Here is an 18,016-nt window from a genome sequence, read left to right as displayed (position 1 = left end):
CATGGGCGCCTATATTCTAAGACGTTTGTTGCTGATCATCCCGACCCTTCTGGGCATCATGATCGTCAACTTCACGCTAGTACAATTCGTGCCTGGCGGACCGGTCGAGCAGATCATTGCCCAGATCGAAGGTCAGGGGGATGTTTTCGCCGGTTTTGCGGGTGCGGGCGATGCCGGCGCGGGGGCAGAGCCGGCGGGCGGCGTTTTCGACGACAAATATGTCGGTGCGCGGGGCCTGCCGCCCGAGTTCATTGCTGAACTTGAAAAGGAGTTCGGCTTCGACAAACCGCCCTTGGAACGTTTTCTGATCATGATGGGCAACTATCTGACGCTGGACTTCGGCGAGAGCTATTTCCGCTCGATCAGCGTGATTGATCTGGTGCTCGAGAAAATGCCGGTCTCGATCTCGCTGGGCCTGTGGTCAACGCTGATTGCCTATCTGGTTTCGATCCCTCTGGGCATTCGCAAGGCGATCAGGGACGGTTCGCAGTTCGACACGTGGACCAGCGCAGCGATCATCGTGGCCTATGCGATCCCTGGCTTCCTGTTTGCCATTCTACTGCTGGTGCTTTTCGCCGGTGGATCCTATTGGCAGATCTTCCCGCTTCGGGGGCTGACATCCGACAACTGGGACAGCCTGAGTCTCTTTGGCAAGATCGCAGATTATTTCTGGCATATCGCGTTGCCGACCATTGCGCTGACGATCTCGGCCTTCGCGACACTGACGCTGCTGACCAAGAACTCTTTTCTTGATGAAATCAAAAAGCAATATGTCATGACCGCCCGCGCCAAAGGCCTGAGCGAACGCAAGGTGCTGTATGGCCATGTGTTCCGCAACGCGATGCTGATCGTCATAGCCGGATTTCCGGCTGTGTTCATAGGCGTGTTCTTCGGAGGTTCGATCATCATCGAAACGATCTTCTCACTTGATGGTTTGGGACGTCTGGGTTTTGAAGCCGCCGTGGCGCGGGATTACCCGGTGATTTTCGGCACGCTGTTCATCTTTGGCCTGATGGGGCTGGTGGTCGGCATCATCAGCGATCTGATGTATGTGCTGGTCGACCCGCGTATCGATTTTGAAAAGCGGGAGGGGTAAATGGCATTGTCCCCCCTGAACCAGCGCCGCTGGAGCAACTTTCGCCGAAACAAGCGCGCCTTCTGGTCGTTGATCATCTTCGCCGTGTTGTTCGGCCTGTCGCTGTTTGCCGAGTTCATCGCCAATGACAAACCGATTCTGGTGAAGTACCGGGGCGAGTTCTACATGCCGGTCTTCAACTTCTACGCGGAAACCGATTTTGGCGGAGACTTCCAGACAGAGGCGATCTATCGCGACCCCGAGGTTCAGTGCCTGATAGACAGTGGCGGGCTTGAGCAGTGTTTTGACGATCCCGAAGGCATTATCGAACAGATCGACGCCGGCACGTTCCAGGCGGAGGGGTTCGAGCGTGGCTGGTCGCTTTGGCCGCTGATCCCTTATTCCTACAACACGTCTGTGGACCGCCCCGGGGCCGCACCTTTGCCGCCCAACGGCCAGAACCTGCTGGGCACCGATGACACCAAGCGCGATGTGCTGGCACGGGTGATTTACGGCTTCCGCTTGTCGATCCTGTTCACGCTGTTGGTGACGGGCGCTGCCAGCCTGATCGGTGTTTTTGCCGGTGCCATACAGGGTTTCTTCGGCGGTTGGCTGGATCTGATCTTTCAGCGGATCATCGAGATCTGGTCAGCGACACCATCGCTTTACGTCATCATCATCATGTTCGCGGTATTGGGGCGAAGTTTCTGGCTGCTGGTCGCGTTGATGATCCTGTTCAGCTGGACCGGGCTGGTTGGCGTGGTGCGCGCAGAATTCCTGCGGGCGCGAAACCTTGAATATGTGCGCGCTGCACGGGCATTGGGTGTGGGCAACATGACCATTATGTTCCGCCACATGCTGCCCAACGCAATGGTGGCCACGCTGACCTTCATGCCCTTCATCGTTACGGGCACCATAGGCGGGCTGGCTTCGCTGGATTACCTGGGTTTTGGTCTTCCGTCTTCGGCCCCCTCGCTGGGGGAGCTCACCTTGCAGGCGAAACAGAACCTTCAGGCCCCATGGCTGGCCTTCACGGCCTTTTTCACCTTTGCCATCATGCTGTCCCTGCTGGTCTTCATCTTTGAAGGCGTGCGGGATGCGTTCGATCCCAGAAAGACCTTCTCATGAGCCTGCTGGATGTAAACAACCTGAAAGTCTCGTTCCGGCAGGACGGTCAGATCAGTGCTGCGGTCCGGGGCGTGTCATTCCATGTCGATCGTGGGGAAACCGTGGCGCTGGTGGGCGAATCCGGATCGGGCAAATCTGTCACCGCGCTCAGCACCGTATCTTTGCTGGGCGACAGCGCGATCGTCGAAGGGTCCGTCACCTATGACGGACAGGAGATGATCGGCGCCTCGGAGCAACGCCTGATGGATGTGCGCGGCAATGACATCAGCTTTATTTTCCAAGAGCCGATGACATCGCTGAACCCGCTGCACACGATCCAGAAGCAGATGGCGGAATCGCTGGCCCTGCATCAGGGGGTCACGGGTGATGTCGCGCGCGAACGAATTCTTGAATTGTTGAACAAGGTCGGTATCCGCGACCCCGAAGACCGGCTGGACAGCTATCCGCACCAGTTGTCTGGCGGACAGCGGCAACGCGTGATGATCGCCATGGCGCTGGCGAACAAGCCGGACATCCTGATCGCCGATGAACCGACAACGGCGTTGGATGTTACCATTCAGGCACAGATCCTCGAGTTGCTGGCCAGTTTGCAGAAATCCGAAAATATGGGGATGCTGTTCATCACCCACGATCTGGGCATCGTGCGGCGCATCGCCGACCGGGTTTGCGTGATGAAGGATGGTGAGATCGTCGAGACCGGCGCGACCGCCGAGATCTTCGACAACCCGCAGCACCCCTATACCCGCAAGCTCCTGGCCGCGGAACCTTCGGGTCAGCCAGACGCCGTTGCAACAGATGCCGAGGAAGTCGCGCGCACCGATCACCTGAAGGTCTGGTTCCCGATCCAACGCGGGTTTCTGAAACGCACGGTCGGCTATGTGAAGGCGGTGAATGACGCCACGCTGAGCGTGCGCGCGGGTGAGACCTTGGGGATCGTGGGCGAAAGCGGGTCGGGCAAGACCACGCTGGCGCTGGCGATCATGCGTCTGATCGCGTCCGAAGGCGGCATCACCTTCCGCGATCAGGATGTTCGAAAATGGTCCACGCGAGAGCTGCGCCGGCTGCGCAAGGATATGCAGATCGTGTTTCAGGACCCGTTCGGCAGCCTCAGCCCACGCATGACCTGTCAGCAGATCATCGCGGAAGGTCTGGCCATTCACAACATTGATCCTCATCGCGCGCCGCGCGAGCTGGTCGCTGAGGTGATGACCGAAGTGGGCCTGGATCCTGCGGCGATGGACCGGTATCCGCACGAGTTTTCGGGCGGTCAGCGTCAGCGCATCGCGATTGCGCGCGCGATGGTCTTGCGCCCCAAGCTGCTGGTTCTGGACGAACCGACCAGCGCGCTGGACATGACGGTTCAGGTTCAGATCGTCGATCTGCTGCGCGACCTGCAAAAGAAATACGGGCTGGCTTATCTGTTCATCAGCCATGACCTGAAAGTTGTGCGGGCGATGTCGCACAAGGTGATCGTCATGCGAAACGGAGATGTGGTTGAAATGGGCACGGCCGAGGATTTGTTCGAAAATGCCCAGACCGACTATACCCGCGAATTGATTGCTGCGGCGGGCTGAAATCAGCCCGCCACCGTCAGTCCATCAGGCGCTGGCTTTCTCTTTGGCCGCCGTTTTCGGCACCGGCCCGCGCAGTTCTTCATAGTGATCAAAGCTCAGCTTGACCCACCCGGTTCCGCGCGTGGCACTGGCAAGAGTGCGATGCAACTCATCCTCGGCCACGGCGGGAATCAGGGCGTTGAAAATCTCCCAGCCTGATGCGTTTGGGTTGCCCTCAAATCCCAGAACCTGCCCTTGCAGAGAGCTGATCGTCGGCACGAGGTCGCCGACAAAATCAGAAGGCAGGTGGATTTCGGCGTTCAGGATTGGCTGCAAAACAACGGGCTTGGCCTGTGGCAGCGCTTCGCGCACGGCGTTCTTGCCCGCGGTGCGGAAGGCATAATCGGAACTGTCCACGTTGTGATGTTTGCCGTCATGCAGCGTGATCTTCACATCCACCACCGGAAAGCCCTCGGGGCCTTGCTCCAGCGCGTCTCTGGCGCCCTGTTCCACGGATGGGATGTAATTCTTGGGCACCGCGCCGCCCTTGACCACCTCTTCGAACTGGAACCCAGATCCGCGCGGCAGCGGCGCGACCGAGATCACGACATCCGCGAACTGCCCAGCCCCGCCGGATTGTTTGCGGTGTCTGTGGCGATGTTCGACAGGTGTTCGGATGGTTTCGCGATAGGCGGTTTCGACCGGGTCGGCTTCAATCTCGATCCCGAAATCCTCGGCCAATTTGGCGGTTACGCGTCGCATGTGCTGCGGACCTTGAGACCCAAGAACGGCGTGTCCGGTAAGCTCATCCTGTTGCAGGTGAAGGCCGGGGTCGATTTCGGCCAGACGGCTCAGGGCGTTTGACAGGCGCACATCGTCCCGCTCATGCGCGGGCGAGACGATCTGACGATGCGCCACCGGATGCGAGGCTGCCCATTCCGGCAGTTCCGTCGCCGAATTGCTGTCGTAGATGTAGCCGGGGTTTAGGTGATCGGATTTCACCGCCAGACCAATCTGCCCGGCCTCAAGCGTGGCGATCTGGGTTTTGGCATCCAGCGTTGTCAGATTGCCGACGGTCTCACCGCCCAAGGCTTCATGGGCTTGCACGCCGTCCCCCAGGCCGCGCAGAACCACGATTTTTCCGATGTGCTTTTTGACATCTGCAAAACCGGCAATGGCGCGGGCGCTGTCTGCGGCCTCGTCGCGCCCGGCGGCGATGTCAAATTCGGGGGCTTCGTGCCGCAGCGCCTTCATCAGACGCGTCAGCCCGTTGCCATGGCTCGCGGCACCCAGGCAGGCGGGAATCAACTGATGGTTCTGCAAAACCTGTGCTGCCAGATCATAGACCTCGTCACTTGGCGGCTGTTTGTCTTCGATCAGCTGTTCCAGCAGGTTGTCATCGAAATCGGACAGGGTTTCGAGCAGCTCGGTTCGCGCTTCCTGCTCGCGGTCTTCGACGGATTGAGGCAGTTCGATCAGGGCCGAGGGCTGGCCCTCCTGATATTTCCAGGCCCGTTCCGAGATCAGATCAACCGCCCCGATGATCGTATCCCCTTCGCGGATCGGCACCTGACGCAGGGCAATGTGGTGGGTGCAGTATGTTTGCAGAGCGGCGATGATATCGCGGACGCGGCCATTGGGGTTGTCCATCCGGTTGATGAACAGAAAACAGGGGATGCCGGCCTCTTCGACCAATCGCAGGTAGGGCGCGCACAGAACGGCGGCATTCGGGTCGGGGGGCACCACGACCACGGCGGCGTCCGAAATCGCCATTGCAGGGCCGACATAGGCCAGTGCATCGCCGCCCCCATCGACGTCGATCGCGCACCAGGGCTCGTCCAGGTAAGAAAAACCGTGCAAATGCACGGTTCCGGAAACATCGAATGTGGTGGGGCGCCCGTCGAGGCGGCTGATGGCCTCGACAAGCGTAGATTTGCCCGTTTGGCTGGGCCCGAGGACGGTGAAAACGCGCATGAGTGTTGTCCCTCTTTCAGGTTGCAGATTGGCTACACGAAAGGGACCGACCGACGCGTTGGCGCCGACAAGGATTGTCTGTATTTTGCCCGCCTCAGACCGCAGAGCGAGATGCCGCCCTACAACATGAGTGTGGGAAAAACCGCAGGCGTGCGTCAAGCCCCTGATGTGTTTTGCGCGTCACGGGCCGAATGTTGCCCGCCGAAAAAGGGTCAGATGGCCGAGCTGTGCCCGGCTTTGCTGAGGTCATAGGCGTCAAAGCTGCGGGCGATCATCCGGGTCAGCGCCCGCGCTTCGGGCGGTATGAAAAGCCCGGCTTCAGTGATTTGCAGCATCCCGTCGAAAGATGCGTTGGCTGCGCGGTACATCTCGTCCAAGTCAGAGGCCGAAATATCGTGATCCCGCAGGATTTCCGCCGAGTCGATCTTGAAATCGCACATCAATGCCTCGATCAGACGGGCACGCAGAATGTCCTGACCTTTGAAGAGGTGCCCTCGGGAAGTCGAAAACTGCCCATCGCGAATGGCTTTGGTATGGGCAGAGGTGGCCGGAGCGTTCTGCGCGTAACCTTGCGGGAAACGAGAGATCGAGCTGGCCCCGACACCAATCAGAACATCGGCCTGATCGTCGGTGTAACCCTGGAAGTTCCGCTTGAGGCGGCCCGCGCGCAAAGCGTGGGTCAGACCGTCATCCTGAGTGGCGAAATGGTCGATACCGATCTCAGCATAATTGTCCCAAAGGAACAAACGTCGGGCCGTGTCGAACAGTTCAAGGCGCTGTTCCGGTGTGGGCAGGGCGTCCGACGGAATCAGCTGCTGCCGCTTGGCCATCCAAGGCACGTGGGCATAACCGTAAAGTGCCACGCGATCCGGGTTGAGCGACAGGAGTTTCTGCACGCTTTCCGTCATGCGCGCCTTGGTCTGATGTGGCAGACCGTAAAGGATATCCGCATTCAGGCTGGTGATGCCACGTTCACGGATCATGTCGATGGCGTCGCGCGTGGTGTCGTAGCTTTGAATACGGCCTATGGTTTTTTGGATTTCGTCATCGAAATCCTGCACCCCAATCGAGGCGCGGTTCATGCCCGCGTCTGCCAGCGCATCCAAACGCGCCTCGTCAATCTCGTTCGGGTCGATCTCGACCGAGAATTCGGCATTCGGCCCCATGGGCACGATACCCAGGATGTGTTGTGCCAATTCGCGCATCAATTGGGCGTTCAGCAATGTTGGTGTGCCGCCGCCCCAGTGCAGGCGCGACAGAACCACTCCTTCAGGTAGACGTGCCGCCAGAAGGTCCAGTTCGGCCTTCAGAACATCGACATAGGCGATTACCGGATTATCGGTTTGTGTCCCTTGTGTTCGGCAGGCACAGAACCAGCATAGCCTGCGGCAGAATGGGACATGAATGTACAGCGAAATTGCACTGCCGGGTTTGATCCCGGAAATCCAGTCGCCGAACATATCTGCTCCCACGTCGTTGCTGAAGTGGGGGGCGGTGGGGTAGCTTGTGTAACGCGGTACTTTCGCGTCAAAAAGTCCAAGCTTTGCCAATTGTGGTTTCACTATCATGGCGATACCCTTATGCGACAGGCGACACAGGTGCTTTGATGGAGATCAAGTGGGAACGCGCATGACAGTAAAAGCACAATTTGACCATTCAAATTGCGGAGATTGCCCGATTCGTCATCGCGCCGTCTGTGCCCGTTGTGATGCCAATGAGCTGGAAGAGCTTGAAAGCATAAAATATTACCGCAGTTTTGAGGCTGGTCAGACGATCATCTGGTCTGGGGATCAGATGAGTTTTGTCGGCTCGGTTGTGGCCGGAATCGCATCGTTGACTCAGACGATGGAAGATGGCCGCACCCAAATGGTTGGTCTGCTGCTGCCAAGCGACTTCGTTGGCCGCCCGGGTCGCGATACTGCGCCTTATGATGTTCAGGCCACGACGGATGTCGTGATGTGCTGTTTCCGCAAGAAACCGTTCGAAGAGTTGATGGACCACACCCCGCATATTGCCCATCGTCTTTTGCAGATGACTTTGGACGAGCTTGATGCCGCCCGCGAGTGGATGCTGGTTCTGGGGCGCAAAACGGCGCGTGAGAAGATCGCCAGCCTGCTGTCGATCATTGCGCGCCGGGACGCTTCGGTCAGCCAAAAGGGTCTGACTGGATCTATCGTGTTCGACCTGCCCCTGACCCGAGAAGCAATGGCGGATTACCTGGGTTTGACATTGGAAACGGTCAGTCGCCAGATATCAGCTTTGAAAAAAGACGGGGTGATCACACTTGAAGGAAAGCGACACGTGACCATCCCCGATCTGGGCCGCCTGATGGAAGAGGCAGGTGACGATTCGGATGGCGGCTTTCCGGTCTGACGCGAAAGGTTTTTGACCGCCAACAGCCGTCGCGGTCTTGTTCGCAGGAATGTCTGATTCAGGAGATCGACATGGAATTTACCAGTTTGTTGGCAATGCTTTTGGTCGGCGCAATCGCCGGTTGGCTTTCCGGAAAGATTATGGAGGGCCGGGGTTTTGGTCTTTTCGGAAACATAGTTGTCGGAATCTTAGGTGCGTTTCTGGCGGGGTTGATTTTTCCGGCGCTTGGATTCGCCGTTGGCGGCGGCCTGCTGTCATCTATCCTCTTCGCAACAGCAGGTGCCGTGATCCTGTTGTTCCTGATAGGCCTGATCCGCAGAGGATGACAAAAGCCGCCAAGTCGGGCGGCTTTTGAAGGGCGGATCAATGAGCCAGGAATACCGGTACGGTAGACTGCTCCAGCATGTTGCGTGTTGCGCCGCCCAGAATGGCCTCGCGAAAACGGGAATGACCGTAAGCGCCCATGACGATCAGATCTGATTCTGTATCGGATGCGTGGCGGTTGAGAATATCCGACACGCGCGTCATGCTTTTGCTCAGCACATCAATCTCACATTTGACCCCGTGTCGCGCCAGCATCTGTGACAGCATTCCGCCTGGATCAGACCGGTCCGGCCCATGGCGGGGCGGATCGATGACCACGATTCGGACCAGCTCGGCCTGTTTCAGGAAGGGCAGGGCGTGACGAATGGCGCACATGGCCTCTACGCTTTCGTTCCAACCTATCATGATATTGCGCGGCACCGTCAGGGGCTCGGCGTCGTCCGGTACGACCAGAACCGGGCAATGCCCTTCGAACATGGCGGCTTCGATGATGGGTTCGGCCTCGGCACCGCGGTCTTTGCCATAAGGGTGCGGCAGGACCACCAGATCGGAAAACCGTGCCCTATGCGCAACATGGCGTCCGATATCGGCGATCTGAGCGACGCCGTGCTCGGCGGACCAGCGAACGCCGGACTTGCCAAGGTAGTCATTGGCAAAGTTCAACAGCTCCTGGGCCTCGGCATTGGCCCGGCTCAGTGTTTCCTGAACGATAAGCGCATTGGCACCCGCATAGTAATAACCTGTCTGACTGCGATCGACGCCAAGGCACAGGGCTTCGGCATGTGCATCCTGCGATTCTGCCAGGGCCACCATCTGCGCCAGAGCGGCGGGTGCCGTCTGCGTTTCGGTCATGACAGTGAGTAGTGATTTGTAAGTCATTGCGACCTCATGATTCGGGCATTTGGTCTCATGTGACCAGTCGGCCTATTTCCTCTACAATGCGTGTCACAGAAAACGCAGAACTGTCTTGATACAGATCAAAGCAGTAACAGCTGCCGTGCTTCAGAACGGCAGCCAGTCAAATGGGTTTCGCGCGTACAAGAATCAAAAACGCGCGGGGCATGGCAAAGGGACGCAATATGTCGAATTACATCAAGCTGATCGTGCTTGGTCTGATCGCGCTGTTTGCAGCGATCGGAACCAATTATGCACGCGATTTGGCGTATCAGGTACATGCACTGCTGGTGATGCTTATCGCCGGTGGCCTGTTTATCTGGACGCTTCGAAACACTGACGAGCCAGATATTCTAGTCGATCGCTCGGGCGAATACATGGATGACGTGATCCGCTATGGCGTGATCGCAACCGCCTTCTGGGGCGTGGTCGGGTTTCTGGCCGGGACCTTCATCGCGTTTCAGCTCGCCTTTCCGGTGCTGAACTTTGAATGGGCACAGGGGTATCTGAATTTCGGTCGTTTGCGTCCGCTGCATACGTCGGCAGTGATTTTTGCCTTTGGTGGCAACGCGCTGATCGCAACGTCGTTCTACGTCGTTCAACGTACCAGCGCCGCGCGTCTTTGGGGCGGCAATCTGGCCTGGTTCGTTTTCTGGGGCTATCAGCTGTTCATCGTGCTGGCGGCGACGGGCTATGTTCTGGGCGGAACGCAGTCCAAGGAATATGCCGAGCCTGAATGGTATGTCGATCTGTGGCTGACCATTGTCTGGGTCGCCTACCTGGCCGTGTTCCTGGGCACGATCGTCAAGCGGAAAGAGCCGCATATCTATGTGGCCAACTGGTTCTACCTGGCCTTTATCGTCACCGTTGCGATGCTGCACCTGGTCAACAACATGACCGTTCCTGTCAGCATCTGGGGTTCGAAATCGGTCATCGTCTGGTCGGGCGTACAAGACGCCATGATCCAGTGGTGGTACGGCCACAACGCGGTGGGATTCTTCCTGACTGCCGGCTTCCTGGGCATGATGTACTATTTCATCCCGAAACAGGCCGAACGCCCTGTATTCTCGTACAAGCTGTCGATCATCCACTTCTGGGCACTGATCTTCCTGTATATCTGGGCCGGTCCGCACCACCTGCACTATACCGCGCTGCCTGACTGGGCTTCGACGCTGGGCATGGTGTTCTCGGTGGTCCTGTGGATGCCGTCCTGGGGTGGTATGATCAACGGTCTGATGACTCTGTCGGGCGCATGGGACAAGCTGCGCACTGACCCGGTGATCCGGATGATGGTGATCTCGGTCGGCTTCTACGGCATGTCCACCTTCGAAGGCCCGATGATGTCGATCCGCGCGGTGAACTCGCTGTCGCACTACACAGACTGGACCATTGGTCACGTGCACTCGGGCGCGCTGGGCTGGAACGGCATGATCACCTTCGGTGCGCTGTACTTCCTGGTGCCCGTCCTGTGGAAGCGTGAGCGTCTGTACTCGCTGCAGATGGTCAGCTGGCACTTCTGGCTCGCCACCATCGGCATCGTGCTTTACGCCGCGTCGATGTGGGTCACCGGTATCATGGAAGGCCTGATGTGGCGCGAAGTGGATGCCAACGGCTTCCTGGTGAACTCGTTCGCCGACACCGTGGCTGCCAAGTTCCCGATGTATGTGGTGCGTGCTCTGGGTGGCGTGATGTTCGTCGCCGGTTCGCTGATCATGTGCTACAACCTGTGGATGACTGTGCGGAAAGCGCCGGCCAAAGAGGCCAGCCTGACCGTCGCGGTCCCGGCTGAATAAGGAGGGCCGGAGCAATGGCAATTCTCGACAAACACAAGATCCTCGAGACCAACGCGACCCTCCTGCTGATCTTCAGCTTTCTGGTCGTGACCATCGGCGGCATCGTTCAGATCACCCCGCTGTTCTATCTTGAGAACACAATCGAAAAGGTGGAGGGCATGCGCCCTTATACCCCTCTCGAAATGGCGGGGCGCGAGATCTATATCCGCGAAGGCTGCTATGTCTGCCACAGCCAGATGATCCGCCCGATGCGGGATGAGGTCGAACGCTATGGCCACTACTCGCTGGCGGCGGAATCGATGTACGATCACCCGTTCCAGTGGGGGTCCAAACGGACCGGACCGGATCTGGCGCGTGTCGGTGGCCGCTATTCTGACCAATGGCATGTCGACCACCTGCGGGATCCGCAATCCGTTGTGCCGGAATCCGTGATGCCGAAATACGGCTTCCTCGAACACCGCAAAATTGACGGCAAGTACATCGGTGATGTGATGGCCGCCAATGCCCTGGTCGGGACGCCCTATTCCGAAGAGATGCTGGAAAACGCACAAGCCGACTTCCTCGCTCAGGCTGACCCGGACAGCGACTATGACGGGCTGCTGGAGCGCTATGGCGACAAGGTCAACGTGCGCAACTTCGACGGCCAGCCCGAGTTGACCGAAGCTGATGCGTTGGTTGCCTATCTTCAGATGCTGGGCACGTTGGTCGATTTCTCGACCTTCACCCCGGACGCAAGCCGCTAAAGGAGGATCGTGATGGAAGAATACACAATTCTCAGGCAGTTCGCGGATAGCTGGATGCTGCTGCTGTTGTTCGCCTTCTTCGTTGGTATCGTCATCTGGGTTTTCCGCCCCGGTGCCAGCAAGGAATACAAGGACACCGCCAACATCCCCTTCCGGCATCAAGACAAACCCGCCACATCCAAGGAGGCGCGGCAATGAGCAAGACACCTGAAAAACAGCCGGGTGATCCGAATACAACCGGGCACAGCTGGGACGGGATCGAAGAGTTCGACAACCCGATGCCGCGCTGGTGGCTGTGGACCTTCTACGCCACTATCTTCTGGGGCGTGATCTACACGATCATGTATCCAGCATGGCCCCTGGTGCAGTCGGCAACCGCCGGCGTCATGGGATGGTCTTCACGGGCTTTGGTCCAGCAGGAGATGGTCGCATTCGAAGAGGCAAATGCACCCTGGAACGCCAAACTGGTAGAAACACCATTGGAAGACATCGCGAAGGACGCTGAGCTTCAGCAATATGCCGTGAACTCTGGCGGTGCCGTGTTCCGTACCTGGTGTGCACAGTGCCACGGTTCCGGTGCGCAGGGCGCGCCGGGTTTCCCGAACCTGCTGGATGACGCCTGGCTGTGGGGTGGTACGATGGAAGATATCGTCTACACCGTCAGCTATGGTATCCGGAACGAAGAAAGTGACGATGCGCGCTATTCCGAGATGCCTGCCTTCGGTGAAATCCTGGAGCATGACGAAATCACGCAGGTGGTTCAGTATGTCATGTCGCTGAGCAACGCTCAGACCGATGACGCGGCGGCACAGGCGGGCAAGGTAGTCTTCGAAGACAACTGCGCGGCCTGCCATGGTGAAGATGGCAAAGGTGACATCTTCCAGGGGGCGCCGAACCTGACCGACGCGATCTGGCTTTATGGCGGTAGCGAAGAAGCTCTGACCGAAACAGTGACTTACAGCCGCTTTGGTGTCATGCCGCCCTGGGATACCCGACTGACCGAGGCGCAGATCCGTGCGGTATCCGCCTATGTCCACCAGTTGGGTGGTGGCCAGTAAGACCTAGAGGGCACCTTCGGGCGGCTGGCCGCCCGAAGGCTGTAGCACCGGCTGTTCCATCTGTTCGCGCGTTTCCTGAACAGCCGGTGCTTTCTTACACTGAATTCCTGTTGTTTTGCCATTCCGTTCTTTGCAACGACTCTTTGCAACGACGGCTGATCACCCGCGTTCGGGCAGGGCTGACCCGGGGCTGCGACAATTGGTCGGCACTTGGAAAACTGCATGTACCACGTGTAGCTGGTATCGCGCCACAAGTAGATTTTCCGCCAAAATAGGCTGAAAATCGGCTAAAACACCTGATCTCCGGCGCCGGCAAGATGGGCTGATCTTCAAAAGATGTTTGCTCGATGCGCTTTTTGACCCATGTCAAAGTTCGCCTAGGCATGATCTGGAACAAGACGTCTTCAGAAGACCCATTTGTGGAGCCAGCCAGTGAGCGATTCCGATCCCGCCCCCAGCCTTTACGCCGCGCGTGAGCCGATTTTTCCAAGACGTGTTTCGGGGCCGTTTCGAAACCTGAAATGGATCATCCTCATCGTGACACTGGGCATCTACTATGTGACACCCTGGATCAGATGGGATCGCGGCCCCAGCCTGCCTGATCAGGCTGTCCTGCTGGATCTTGCAAATCGACGTTTTTATTTCTTCTGGATCGAGATCTGGCCGCACGAATTCTACTTTGTCGCTGGTCTGCTGATCATGGCAGGTTTGGGTCTGTTCCTGTTTACGTCCGCTCTGGGTCGCGTTTGGTGCGGATACGCATGCCCGCAAACCGTCTGGACGGACCTGTTCATTCTGGTCGAGCGGTGGATTGAAGGTGACAGAAACGCCCGCCTGCGCCTGCACCGTCAGGAAAAGCTTGATTTCCGAAAGGCTCGCTTGCGGGCCACCAAATGGGCGGTCTGGTTTCTGATCGGTTTGGCGACAGGTGGTGCCTGGGTGTTCTATTTCGCGGATGCACCTACGCTGGCCCGTGATCTTGTGACGGGCAACGCGCATCCCGTTGCCTACACGACGATGTTGATCCTGACGGGTACAACCTTCTTCTTCGGCGGGTTCGCCCGCGAGCAGATCTGTATCTATGCCTGCCCATGGCCGCGCATTCAGGCGGCGATGATGGATGAGGACACGCTGGTTGTCGGCTATCGCGAATGGCGGGGTGAACCGCGCGGCAAAGGCAAGCGGACGGCCGATTCTGAACTGGGGGATTGTATTGACTGTATGGCCTGCGTGAATGTCTGCCCTGTCGGGATCGATATTCGGGATGGTCAGCAGCTGGAATGTATTACCTGCGCCCTTTGTATCGACGCGTGTGATGACATGATGGCCAAGATCGGAAAGCCACGAGGGCTGATCGACTACATGGCGCTGAGCGATGAAGAGCATGAGCGATCCGGCGAGCCCGCCAAGAATGTCTGGAGGCATATTCTGAGGCCGCGCACGATCATGTACACCGCATTGTGGGCGCTAGTCGGGTTCGGGCTGTTGTTTGCACTCTTCATCCGTTCTGACATCGATCTGACTGTTGCACCGGTGCGCAACCCCACTTTCGTCACCCTGTCGGACGGTACAATCCGCAACACCTATGACGTTCGACTGCGCAATAAGCACGGTGAGGACCGTCTGTTCAAACTGTCTTTGGCGGGCGATCCGGCGATGCGACTGGAAATCGAGGGAACCAATATCGATACTGTGAATGTCACGGCGGATACGGCACAATTGACCCGTGTATATATCGTGGCCTCCCGCGATAGCGATCCGGCCGCAGCAGAGGCGACACCAGTACGGATCTGGGTCGAAGACCTCAGCAGCGGCGAACGCGCCTACAAGGACACCACGTTTAACGGACGAGGGAACTGATCATGGCCGAACGTAAATTCACCGGAAAGCACGCCCTTGCCGTGTTTGTCGGCGCTTTTGGCGTGATCATCGCGGTGAACCTCGTGCTGGCGTATAATGCGGTGAAAACCTTTCCCGGGCTGGAGGTCAAGAACTCCTACGTCGCCAGTCAGGAGTTCAACGAGCGCCTGAAAGAGCAGCAGGCGCTGGGCTGGACAGTTCGGGCGGAAACCAAAGGCGGCCTTCTGATCCTGCACATCACCGACGAAAGCGGTGCGCCGGTTGAGGTGAGCGAATTGCAGGCCGTGGTCGGTCGGGCAACCCATGTGCGCGACGACTTCGTGCCGGATTTTACGTTCGACGGTACGGCCTATGCCACGCCTGCTACACTGGGCAAGGGCAACTGGAACATCCGATTGGTGGCGCGTGACGGAAACGGTGCCGAATTCTCGCAGCGCGTCCCGCTTTACGTGGAGGGGTAAGCATGACGGCTCAGCTTTCATCCGGCACAGCAGCCTGCCCGGGCTGTCTTGCGGCCCCGGCAGAGCCGGCCCGGCCCATACCGAAGGATGTGCAGATCGCCTTGTCGCTGCCGGGCATTCATTGCTCGGCCTGTATCGCGACGGTCGAGCGTGAACTGAACGCGCAACCCGGCGTCGAAGACGCCCGGGTGAACCTGACGCTCAAACGCGCGATGATCAAAGCCACGCCGGAGACGCGTGCAAGCGATCTGATCCCGGTGCTTGAACAGGCAGGATTCGAAGCACATGAACTTGATCCGGGGGCTTTGTCCGCAACGCAGACAGACAAGGCCGGGCGTGATCTTCTGATGCGGCTGGCCGTGGCCGGGTTTGCATCCATGAACGTGATGTTGCTGTCGGTGTCGGTATGGTCCGGTGCGACGGATGCAACGCGGGACATGTTCCACTGGATTTCAGCGGCCATTGCGCTGCCGGCCATTGCGTTCTCGGCCCAGCCGTTCTTTGCCAATGCCTGGAGCGCCCTGCGCGTGCGACGGCTGAATATGGATGTGCCGATTGTGCTGGCGATCCTGTTGGCGCTGGTCACGTCGCTGTGGGAAACCGCGTTGAGCGGCGAGCATGCCTATTTCGACGCAGCCCTGACATTGACCTTCTTTCTGCTGGCCGGACGGTATCTTGATTACCGCACCCGCGCCGCGGCGCGATCTGCGGCCGAGGAATTGACCGCGTTGGAAGTTCCCCGCGCCATTCGTGTCGCTGATGGGGTTGAAGATGAAGTTCCCGTTGCCGAGTTGCGCGTCGGAGATCTGATCCTTGTGCGACCGGGTGGGCGCATGCCCGTGGACGGCCAGATCGTGTCGGGTCAGTCAGAACTGGATCGATCCCTTCTGACGGGTGAGACGGTGCCAGTCTTTGCCGAAGCCGGACAGACTGTGAGCGCGGGCGAAGTCAACCTGACGGGTCCGTTGACAATCCGGGCAACGGCGGTCGGGGAAGACACGTCGCTCCATCGTATGGCTGATCTGGTCGCCATCGCCGAGTCTGGCCGGTCCCGTTATACCTCGTTGGCCGACAAGGCCGCCAAGCTGTATGCGCCGGGTGTTCACATTCTGTCGGCGCTCAGCTTTGTTGGGTGGTACATCTATTCCGGTGACTTGCGCACGGCGCTGAATATCGCGGCGGCTGTTCTGATTATTACCTGCCCCTGTGCGTTGGGTCTGGCCGTGCCAGCAGTAACCACGGCCGCGTCGGGCCGGTTGTTCCGCAAGGGAATGCTGATCAAGCACGCCACGGCACTGGAGCGGCTGTCCGAAGCCGACACGGTTGTATTCGACAAGACAGGCACGCTGACATCCGGCGCGCCGGAACTGGTCAATCTGGCAGACCATGCACGCGCCAAGATCGAGGTCGCTCTGGCGCTGGCCGAGGCTTCTGCACATCCTTTGTCCGTATCACTAGCAAAAGCGGCACGTGCGGCAGGGATCAAACCAGCAAATGTGCGGGGAATAGCCGAGGTTCCCGGCTATGGCACCGAGGGCGAATTCCGTGGTCAACGTGTTCGTCTGGGGCGGGCGGCCTGGGTCGGCGCGGATCAGGGCACCGATACTTCGGCCTGGCTTGCAATCGGCGAGGACGCACCCGTGGCCTTCCGATTCTCGGACGCGTTGCGCCCCGGCGCTGCTGAGGCGATGGATGCCCTGCGTACTTCGGGCAAGCGTGTACTTTTGATTTCAGGGGATTCGCAGGGGGCGGTGCGCGTCTTGGCGGAAAAACTGGGAATTGCGGACTGGATCGCCGAGGCTTTACCGCAGGACAAGGCAAGACGCATTCAGGATCTCAGCGATGAAGGCCACAAAGTTCTGATGGTTGGCGACGGGCTGAACGATACCGCCGCTTTGGCGGCAGCGCATGTGTCGATCTCTCCGGCCTCTGCGCTGGATGCGGCGCGGGTCGCGTCGGATATCGTGCTGTTGGGCAATGATCTTTCGCCCATTGCGGATGCGTGTGACACGGCCGTCAAAGCCACCAGACGCATTCGCGAAAACTTCCAGATCGCAACCGTTTACAACGTGATCGCCGTTCCTCTGGCCGTGATCGGACTGGCGACACCGCTGATCGCGGCCTTGGCGATGTCGACCTCGTCCATTACCGTGTCCATGAACGCCCTGCGGCTGAGGTAACCTGAATGGAAGTGCTTGCTTATCTGATCCCGATTTCCCTGTTCCTGGGGGGCGTTGGTCTGGCTGCCTTCGTATATACCGTTCGTACGAACCAGTACGAAGACCCCGAAGGTGATGCGCGCCGGATCCTGAGCGACGAATGGGATGACAAACCCAAACCCTGAACGAATGCCCTATAGAGGCAGAGTTGAACCAACTGCCCTTGAAATTGCCGCAATGCCCGGCTATGTCCGGCCCATCCGCTAGCAGAGAGAACACGCCAAATGGCCACCACCAATCCGATCCAGTTCATTCAGCAAGTCCGTGCCGAAGTCTCCAAGGTCGTCTGGCCGACCCGGCGCGAGGTGCTGTTGACCACGGTAATGGTCTTCATCATGGCGGCGCTGACGGCTGTATTTTTCGCTTTGGTCGATTTGGGTATTCGGGGTGGTCTTCAACTGATCCTGGGTGCTTTCAGCTAGACGGGATCAGCGCGCTGAAACGTCTCTGCCCCCTTGCGCTGCGGGCAATGTCAGAGTAGGTGACGCGGTACTATTCGGAATGGGCGTGTGGCGATTCGGGCTGCGCGCCGCTTTTTATTCCGGATGGTGTGACAAGATT

The 18,016-nt window shown here is 58.7% G+C and carries 17 protein-coding genes; 14 read left to right on the top strand and 3 right to left on the bottom strand.

The features are described from left to right. Position 1: 1 nt before the first annotated feature. From GOW09_RS17715 to GOW09_RS17705, 3 genes are read left to right on the top strand one after another with little or no spacing between them, the layout of a single operon-like run. Positions 2-1,096, top strand: coding sequence for a microcin C ABC transporter permease YejB (locus GOW09_RS17715; RefSeq protein ID WP_171119857.1), 1,095 nt, complete (start codon positions 2-4; stop codon positions 1,094-1,096). Beyond that, positions 1,097-2,203, top strand: coding sequence for an ABC transporter permease (locus GOW09_RS17710; protein WP_171119856.1), 1,107 nt, complete (start codon positions 1,097-1,099; stop codon positions 2,201-2,203). Then, a complete protein-coding gene (locus tag GOW09_RS17705) occupies positions 2,200-3,777 on the top strand; it encodes an ABC transporter ATP-binding protein (RefSeq protein WP_171119855.1) in 1,578 nt (525 codons plus the stop codon). Before GOW09_RS17710 ends, GOW09_RS17705 begins: the two co-directional genes overlap by 4 nt. 24 nt (positions 3,778-3,801) lie before the next feature. Here the strand turns inward: GOW09_RS17705 and GOW09_RS17700 are convergent, their stop codons facing one another. Next, a complete protein-coding gene (locus GOW09_RS17700; protein WP_171119854.1) occupies positions 3,802-5,730 on the bottom strand; it encodes an elongation factor G in 1,929 nt (642 codons plus the stop codon). A 212-nt stretch (positions 5,731-5,942) separates the two neighbouring features. Then, a complete protein-coding gene (gene hemN, locus GOW09_RS17695; RefSeq protein WP_171119853.1) occupies positions 5,943-7,298 on the bottom strand; it encodes an oxygen-independent coproporphyrinogen III oxidase in 1,356 nt (451 codons plus the stop codon). 61 nt (positions 7,299-7,359) lie between these two features. Between hemN and fnrL the strand changes: the two genes are divergently transcribed. Further along, complete coding sequence (gene fnrL / locus GOW09_RS17690) at positions 7,360-8,103, top strand: transcriptional regulator FnrL (protein ID WP_171119852.1); 744 nt, start codon at positions 7,360-7,362, stop codon at positions 8,101-8,103. Positions 8,104-8,174: 71 nt separating this feature from the next. Beyond that, positions 8,175-8,429, top strand: a complete 255-nt coding sequence (locus GOW09_RS17685) for a GlsB/YeaQ/YmgE family stress response membrane protein (protein ID WP_171119851.1) — start codon at positions 8,175-8,177, stop codon at positions 8,427-8,429. Between the two features lie 37 nt (positions 8,430-8,466). On the opposite strand, the gene GOW09_RS17680 is transcribed toward GOW09_RS17685, so the two are convergent. After that, on the bottom strand, positions 8,467-9,306 hold the full coding sequence (locus GOW09_RS17680) for a universal stress protein (protein ID WP_171119850.1): 840 nt from the start codon (positions 9,304-9,306) through the stop codon (positions 8,467-8,469). 200 nt (positions 9,307-9,506) lie between these two features. Between GOW09_RS17680 and ccoN the strand changes: the two genes are divergently transcribed. From ccoN to secE, 9 genes are all read left to right on the top strand, one after another. Further along, complete coding sequence (ccoN, locus tag GOW09_RS17675) at positions 9,507-11,114, top strand: cytochrome-c oxidase, cbb3-type subunit I (protein WP_152459190.1); 1,608 nt, start codon at positions 9,507-9,509, stop codon at positions 11,112-11,114. Between the two features lie 14 nt (positions 11,115-11,128). After that, positions 11,129-11,857, top strand: a complete 729-nt coding sequence (gene ccoO, locus GOW09_RS17670; RefSeq protein WP_152459189.1) for a cytochrome-c oxidase, cbb3-type subunit II — start codon at positions 11,129-11,131, stop codon at positions 11,855-11,857. 12 nt (positions 11,858-11,869) lie between these two features. After that, entirely contained in the window at positions 11,870-12,055 is a 186-nt protein-coding gene (locus tag GOW09_RS17665; RefSeq protein ID WP_050605006.1) for a CcoQ/FixQ family Cbb3-type cytochrome c oxidase assembly chaperone, read from the top strand. Next, positions 12,052-12,915 carry a cytochrome-c oxidase, cbb3-type subunit III gene (gene ccoP / locus GOW09_RS17660; protein ID WP_171119849.1) on the top strand — a complete coding sequence of 288 codons (864 nt, stop codon included), beginning with the start codon at positions 12,052-12,054 and terminating at the stop codon, positions 12,913-12,915. Before GOW09_RS17665 ends, ccoP begins: the two co-directional genes overlap by 4 nt. A gap of 432 nt (positions 12,916-13,347) precedes the next feature. Beyond that, on the top strand, positions 13,348-14,775 hold the full coding sequence (ccoG, locus tag GOW09_RS17655) for a cytochrome c oxidase accessory protein CcoG (RefSeq protein ID WP_171119848.1): 1,428 nt from the start codon (positions 13,348-13,350) through the stop codon (positions 14,773-14,775). Positions 14,776-14,777: 2 nt separating this feature from the next. Further along, positions 14,778-15,236, top strand: a complete 459-nt coding sequence (locus tag GOW09_RS17650; protein ID WP_171119847.1) for a FixH family protein — start codon at positions 14,778-14,780, stop codon at positions 15,234-15,236. A gap of 2 nt (positions 15,237-15,238) precedes the next feature. Further along, a complete protein-coding gene (locus GOW09_RS17645; RefSeq protein ID WP_171119846.1) occupies positions 15,239-17,416 on the top strand; it encodes a heavy metal translocating P-type ATPase in 2,178 nt (725 codons plus the stop codon). Between the two features lie 5 nt (positions 17,417-17,421). Further along, on the top strand, positions 17,422-17,580 hold the full coding sequence (ccoS, locus tag GOW09_RS17640; protein WP_152459183.1) for a cbb3-type cytochrome oxidase assembly protein CcoS: 159 nt from the start codon (positions 17,422-17,424) through the stop codon (positions 17,578-17,580). A 99-nt stretch (positions 17,581-17,679) separates the two neighbouring features. Then, positions 17,680-17,877 (top strand): preprotein translocase subunit SecE, encoded by a 198-nt coding sequence (secE, locus tag GOW09_RS17635; protein ID WP_050605011.1) that lies wholly within the window; start codon positions 17,680-17,682, stop codon positions 17,875-17,877. The last annotated feature ends 139 nt before the right edge of the window (positions 17,878-18,016 follow it).

This window comes from Ruegeria sp. HKCCA5463, from assembly GCF_013034175.1.
GTDB lineage: Bacteria > Pseudomonadota > Alphaproteobacteria > Rhodobacterales > Rhodobacteraceae > Ruegeria.
This window is presented reverse-complemented; position numbering and strand designations above follow the sequence as displayed.

What these genes read in the sequence shown, in the direction of transcription:
- fnrL (WP_171119852.1), top strand. Translation starts at nt 7,360, where the DNA reads ATGACAGTAAAAGCACAATTTGACCATTCAAATTGCGGAGATTGCCCG.
- GOW09_RS17685 (WP_171119851.1), top strand. Translation starts at nt 8,175, where the DNA reads ATGGAATTTACCAGTTTGTTGGCAATGCTTTTGGTCGGCGCAATCGCC.
- GOW09_RS17710 (WP_171119856.1), top strand. Translation starts at nt 1,097, where the DNA reads ATGGCATTGTCCCCCCTGAACCAGCGCCGCTGGAGCAACTTTCGCCGA.
- GOW09_RS17645 (WP_171119846.1), top strand. Translation starts at nt 15,239, where the DNA reads ATGACGGCTCAGCTTTCATCCGGCACAGCAGCCTGCCCGGGCTGTCTT.
- GOW09_RS17650 (WP_171119847.1), top strand. Translation starts at nt 14,778, where the DNA reads ATGGCCGAACGTAAATTCACCGGAAAGCACGCCCTTGCCGTGTTTGTC.
- hemN (WP_171119853.1), bottom strand. Translation starts at nt 7,298, where the DNA reads ATGATAGTGAAACCACAATTGGCAAAGCTTGGACTTTTTGACGCGAAA.
- GOW09_RS17665 (WP_050605006.1), top strand. Translation starts at nt 11,870, where the DNA reads ATGGAAGAATACACAATTCTCAGGCAGTTCGCGGATAGCTGGATGCTG.
- ccoS (WP_152459183.1), top strand. Translation starts at nt 17,422, where the DNA reads ATGGAAGTGCTTGCTTATCTGATCCCGATTTCCCTGTTCCTGGGGGGC.
- ccoO (WP_152459189.1), top strand. Translation starts at nt 11,129, where the DNA reads ATGGCAATTCTCGACAAACACAAGATCCTCGAGACCAACGCGACCCTC.
- secE (WP_050605011.1), top strand. Translation starts at nt 17,680, where the DNA reads ATGGCCACCACCAATCCGATCCAGTTCATTCAGCAAGTCCGTGCCGAA.
- ccoP (WP_171119849.1), top strand. Translation starts at nt 12,052, where the DNA reads ATGAGCAAGACACCTGAAAAACAGCCGGGTGATCCGAATACAACCGGG.
- GOW09_RS17705 (WP_171119855.1), top strand. Translation starts at nt 2,200, where the DNA reads ATGAGCCTGCTGGATGTAAACAACCTGAAAGTCTCGTTCCGGCAGGAC.
- ccoN (WP_152459190.1), top strand. Translation starts at nt 9,507, where the DNA reads ATGTCGAATTACATCAAGCTGATCGTGCTTGGTCTGATCGCGCTGTTT.
- GOW09_RS17700 (WP_171119854.1), bottom strand. Translation starts at nt 5,730, where the DNA reads ATGCGCGTTTTCACCGTCCTCGGGCCCAGCCAAACGGGCAAATCTACG.
- GOW09_RS17715 (WP_171119857.1), top strand. Translation starts at nt 2, where the DNA reads ATGGGCGCCTATATTCTAAGACGTTTGTTGCTGATCATCCCGACCCTT.
- GOW09_RS17680 (WP_171119850.1), bottom strand. Translation starts at nt 9,306, where the DNA reads ATGACTTACAAATCACTACTCACTGTCATGACCGAAACGCAGACGGCA.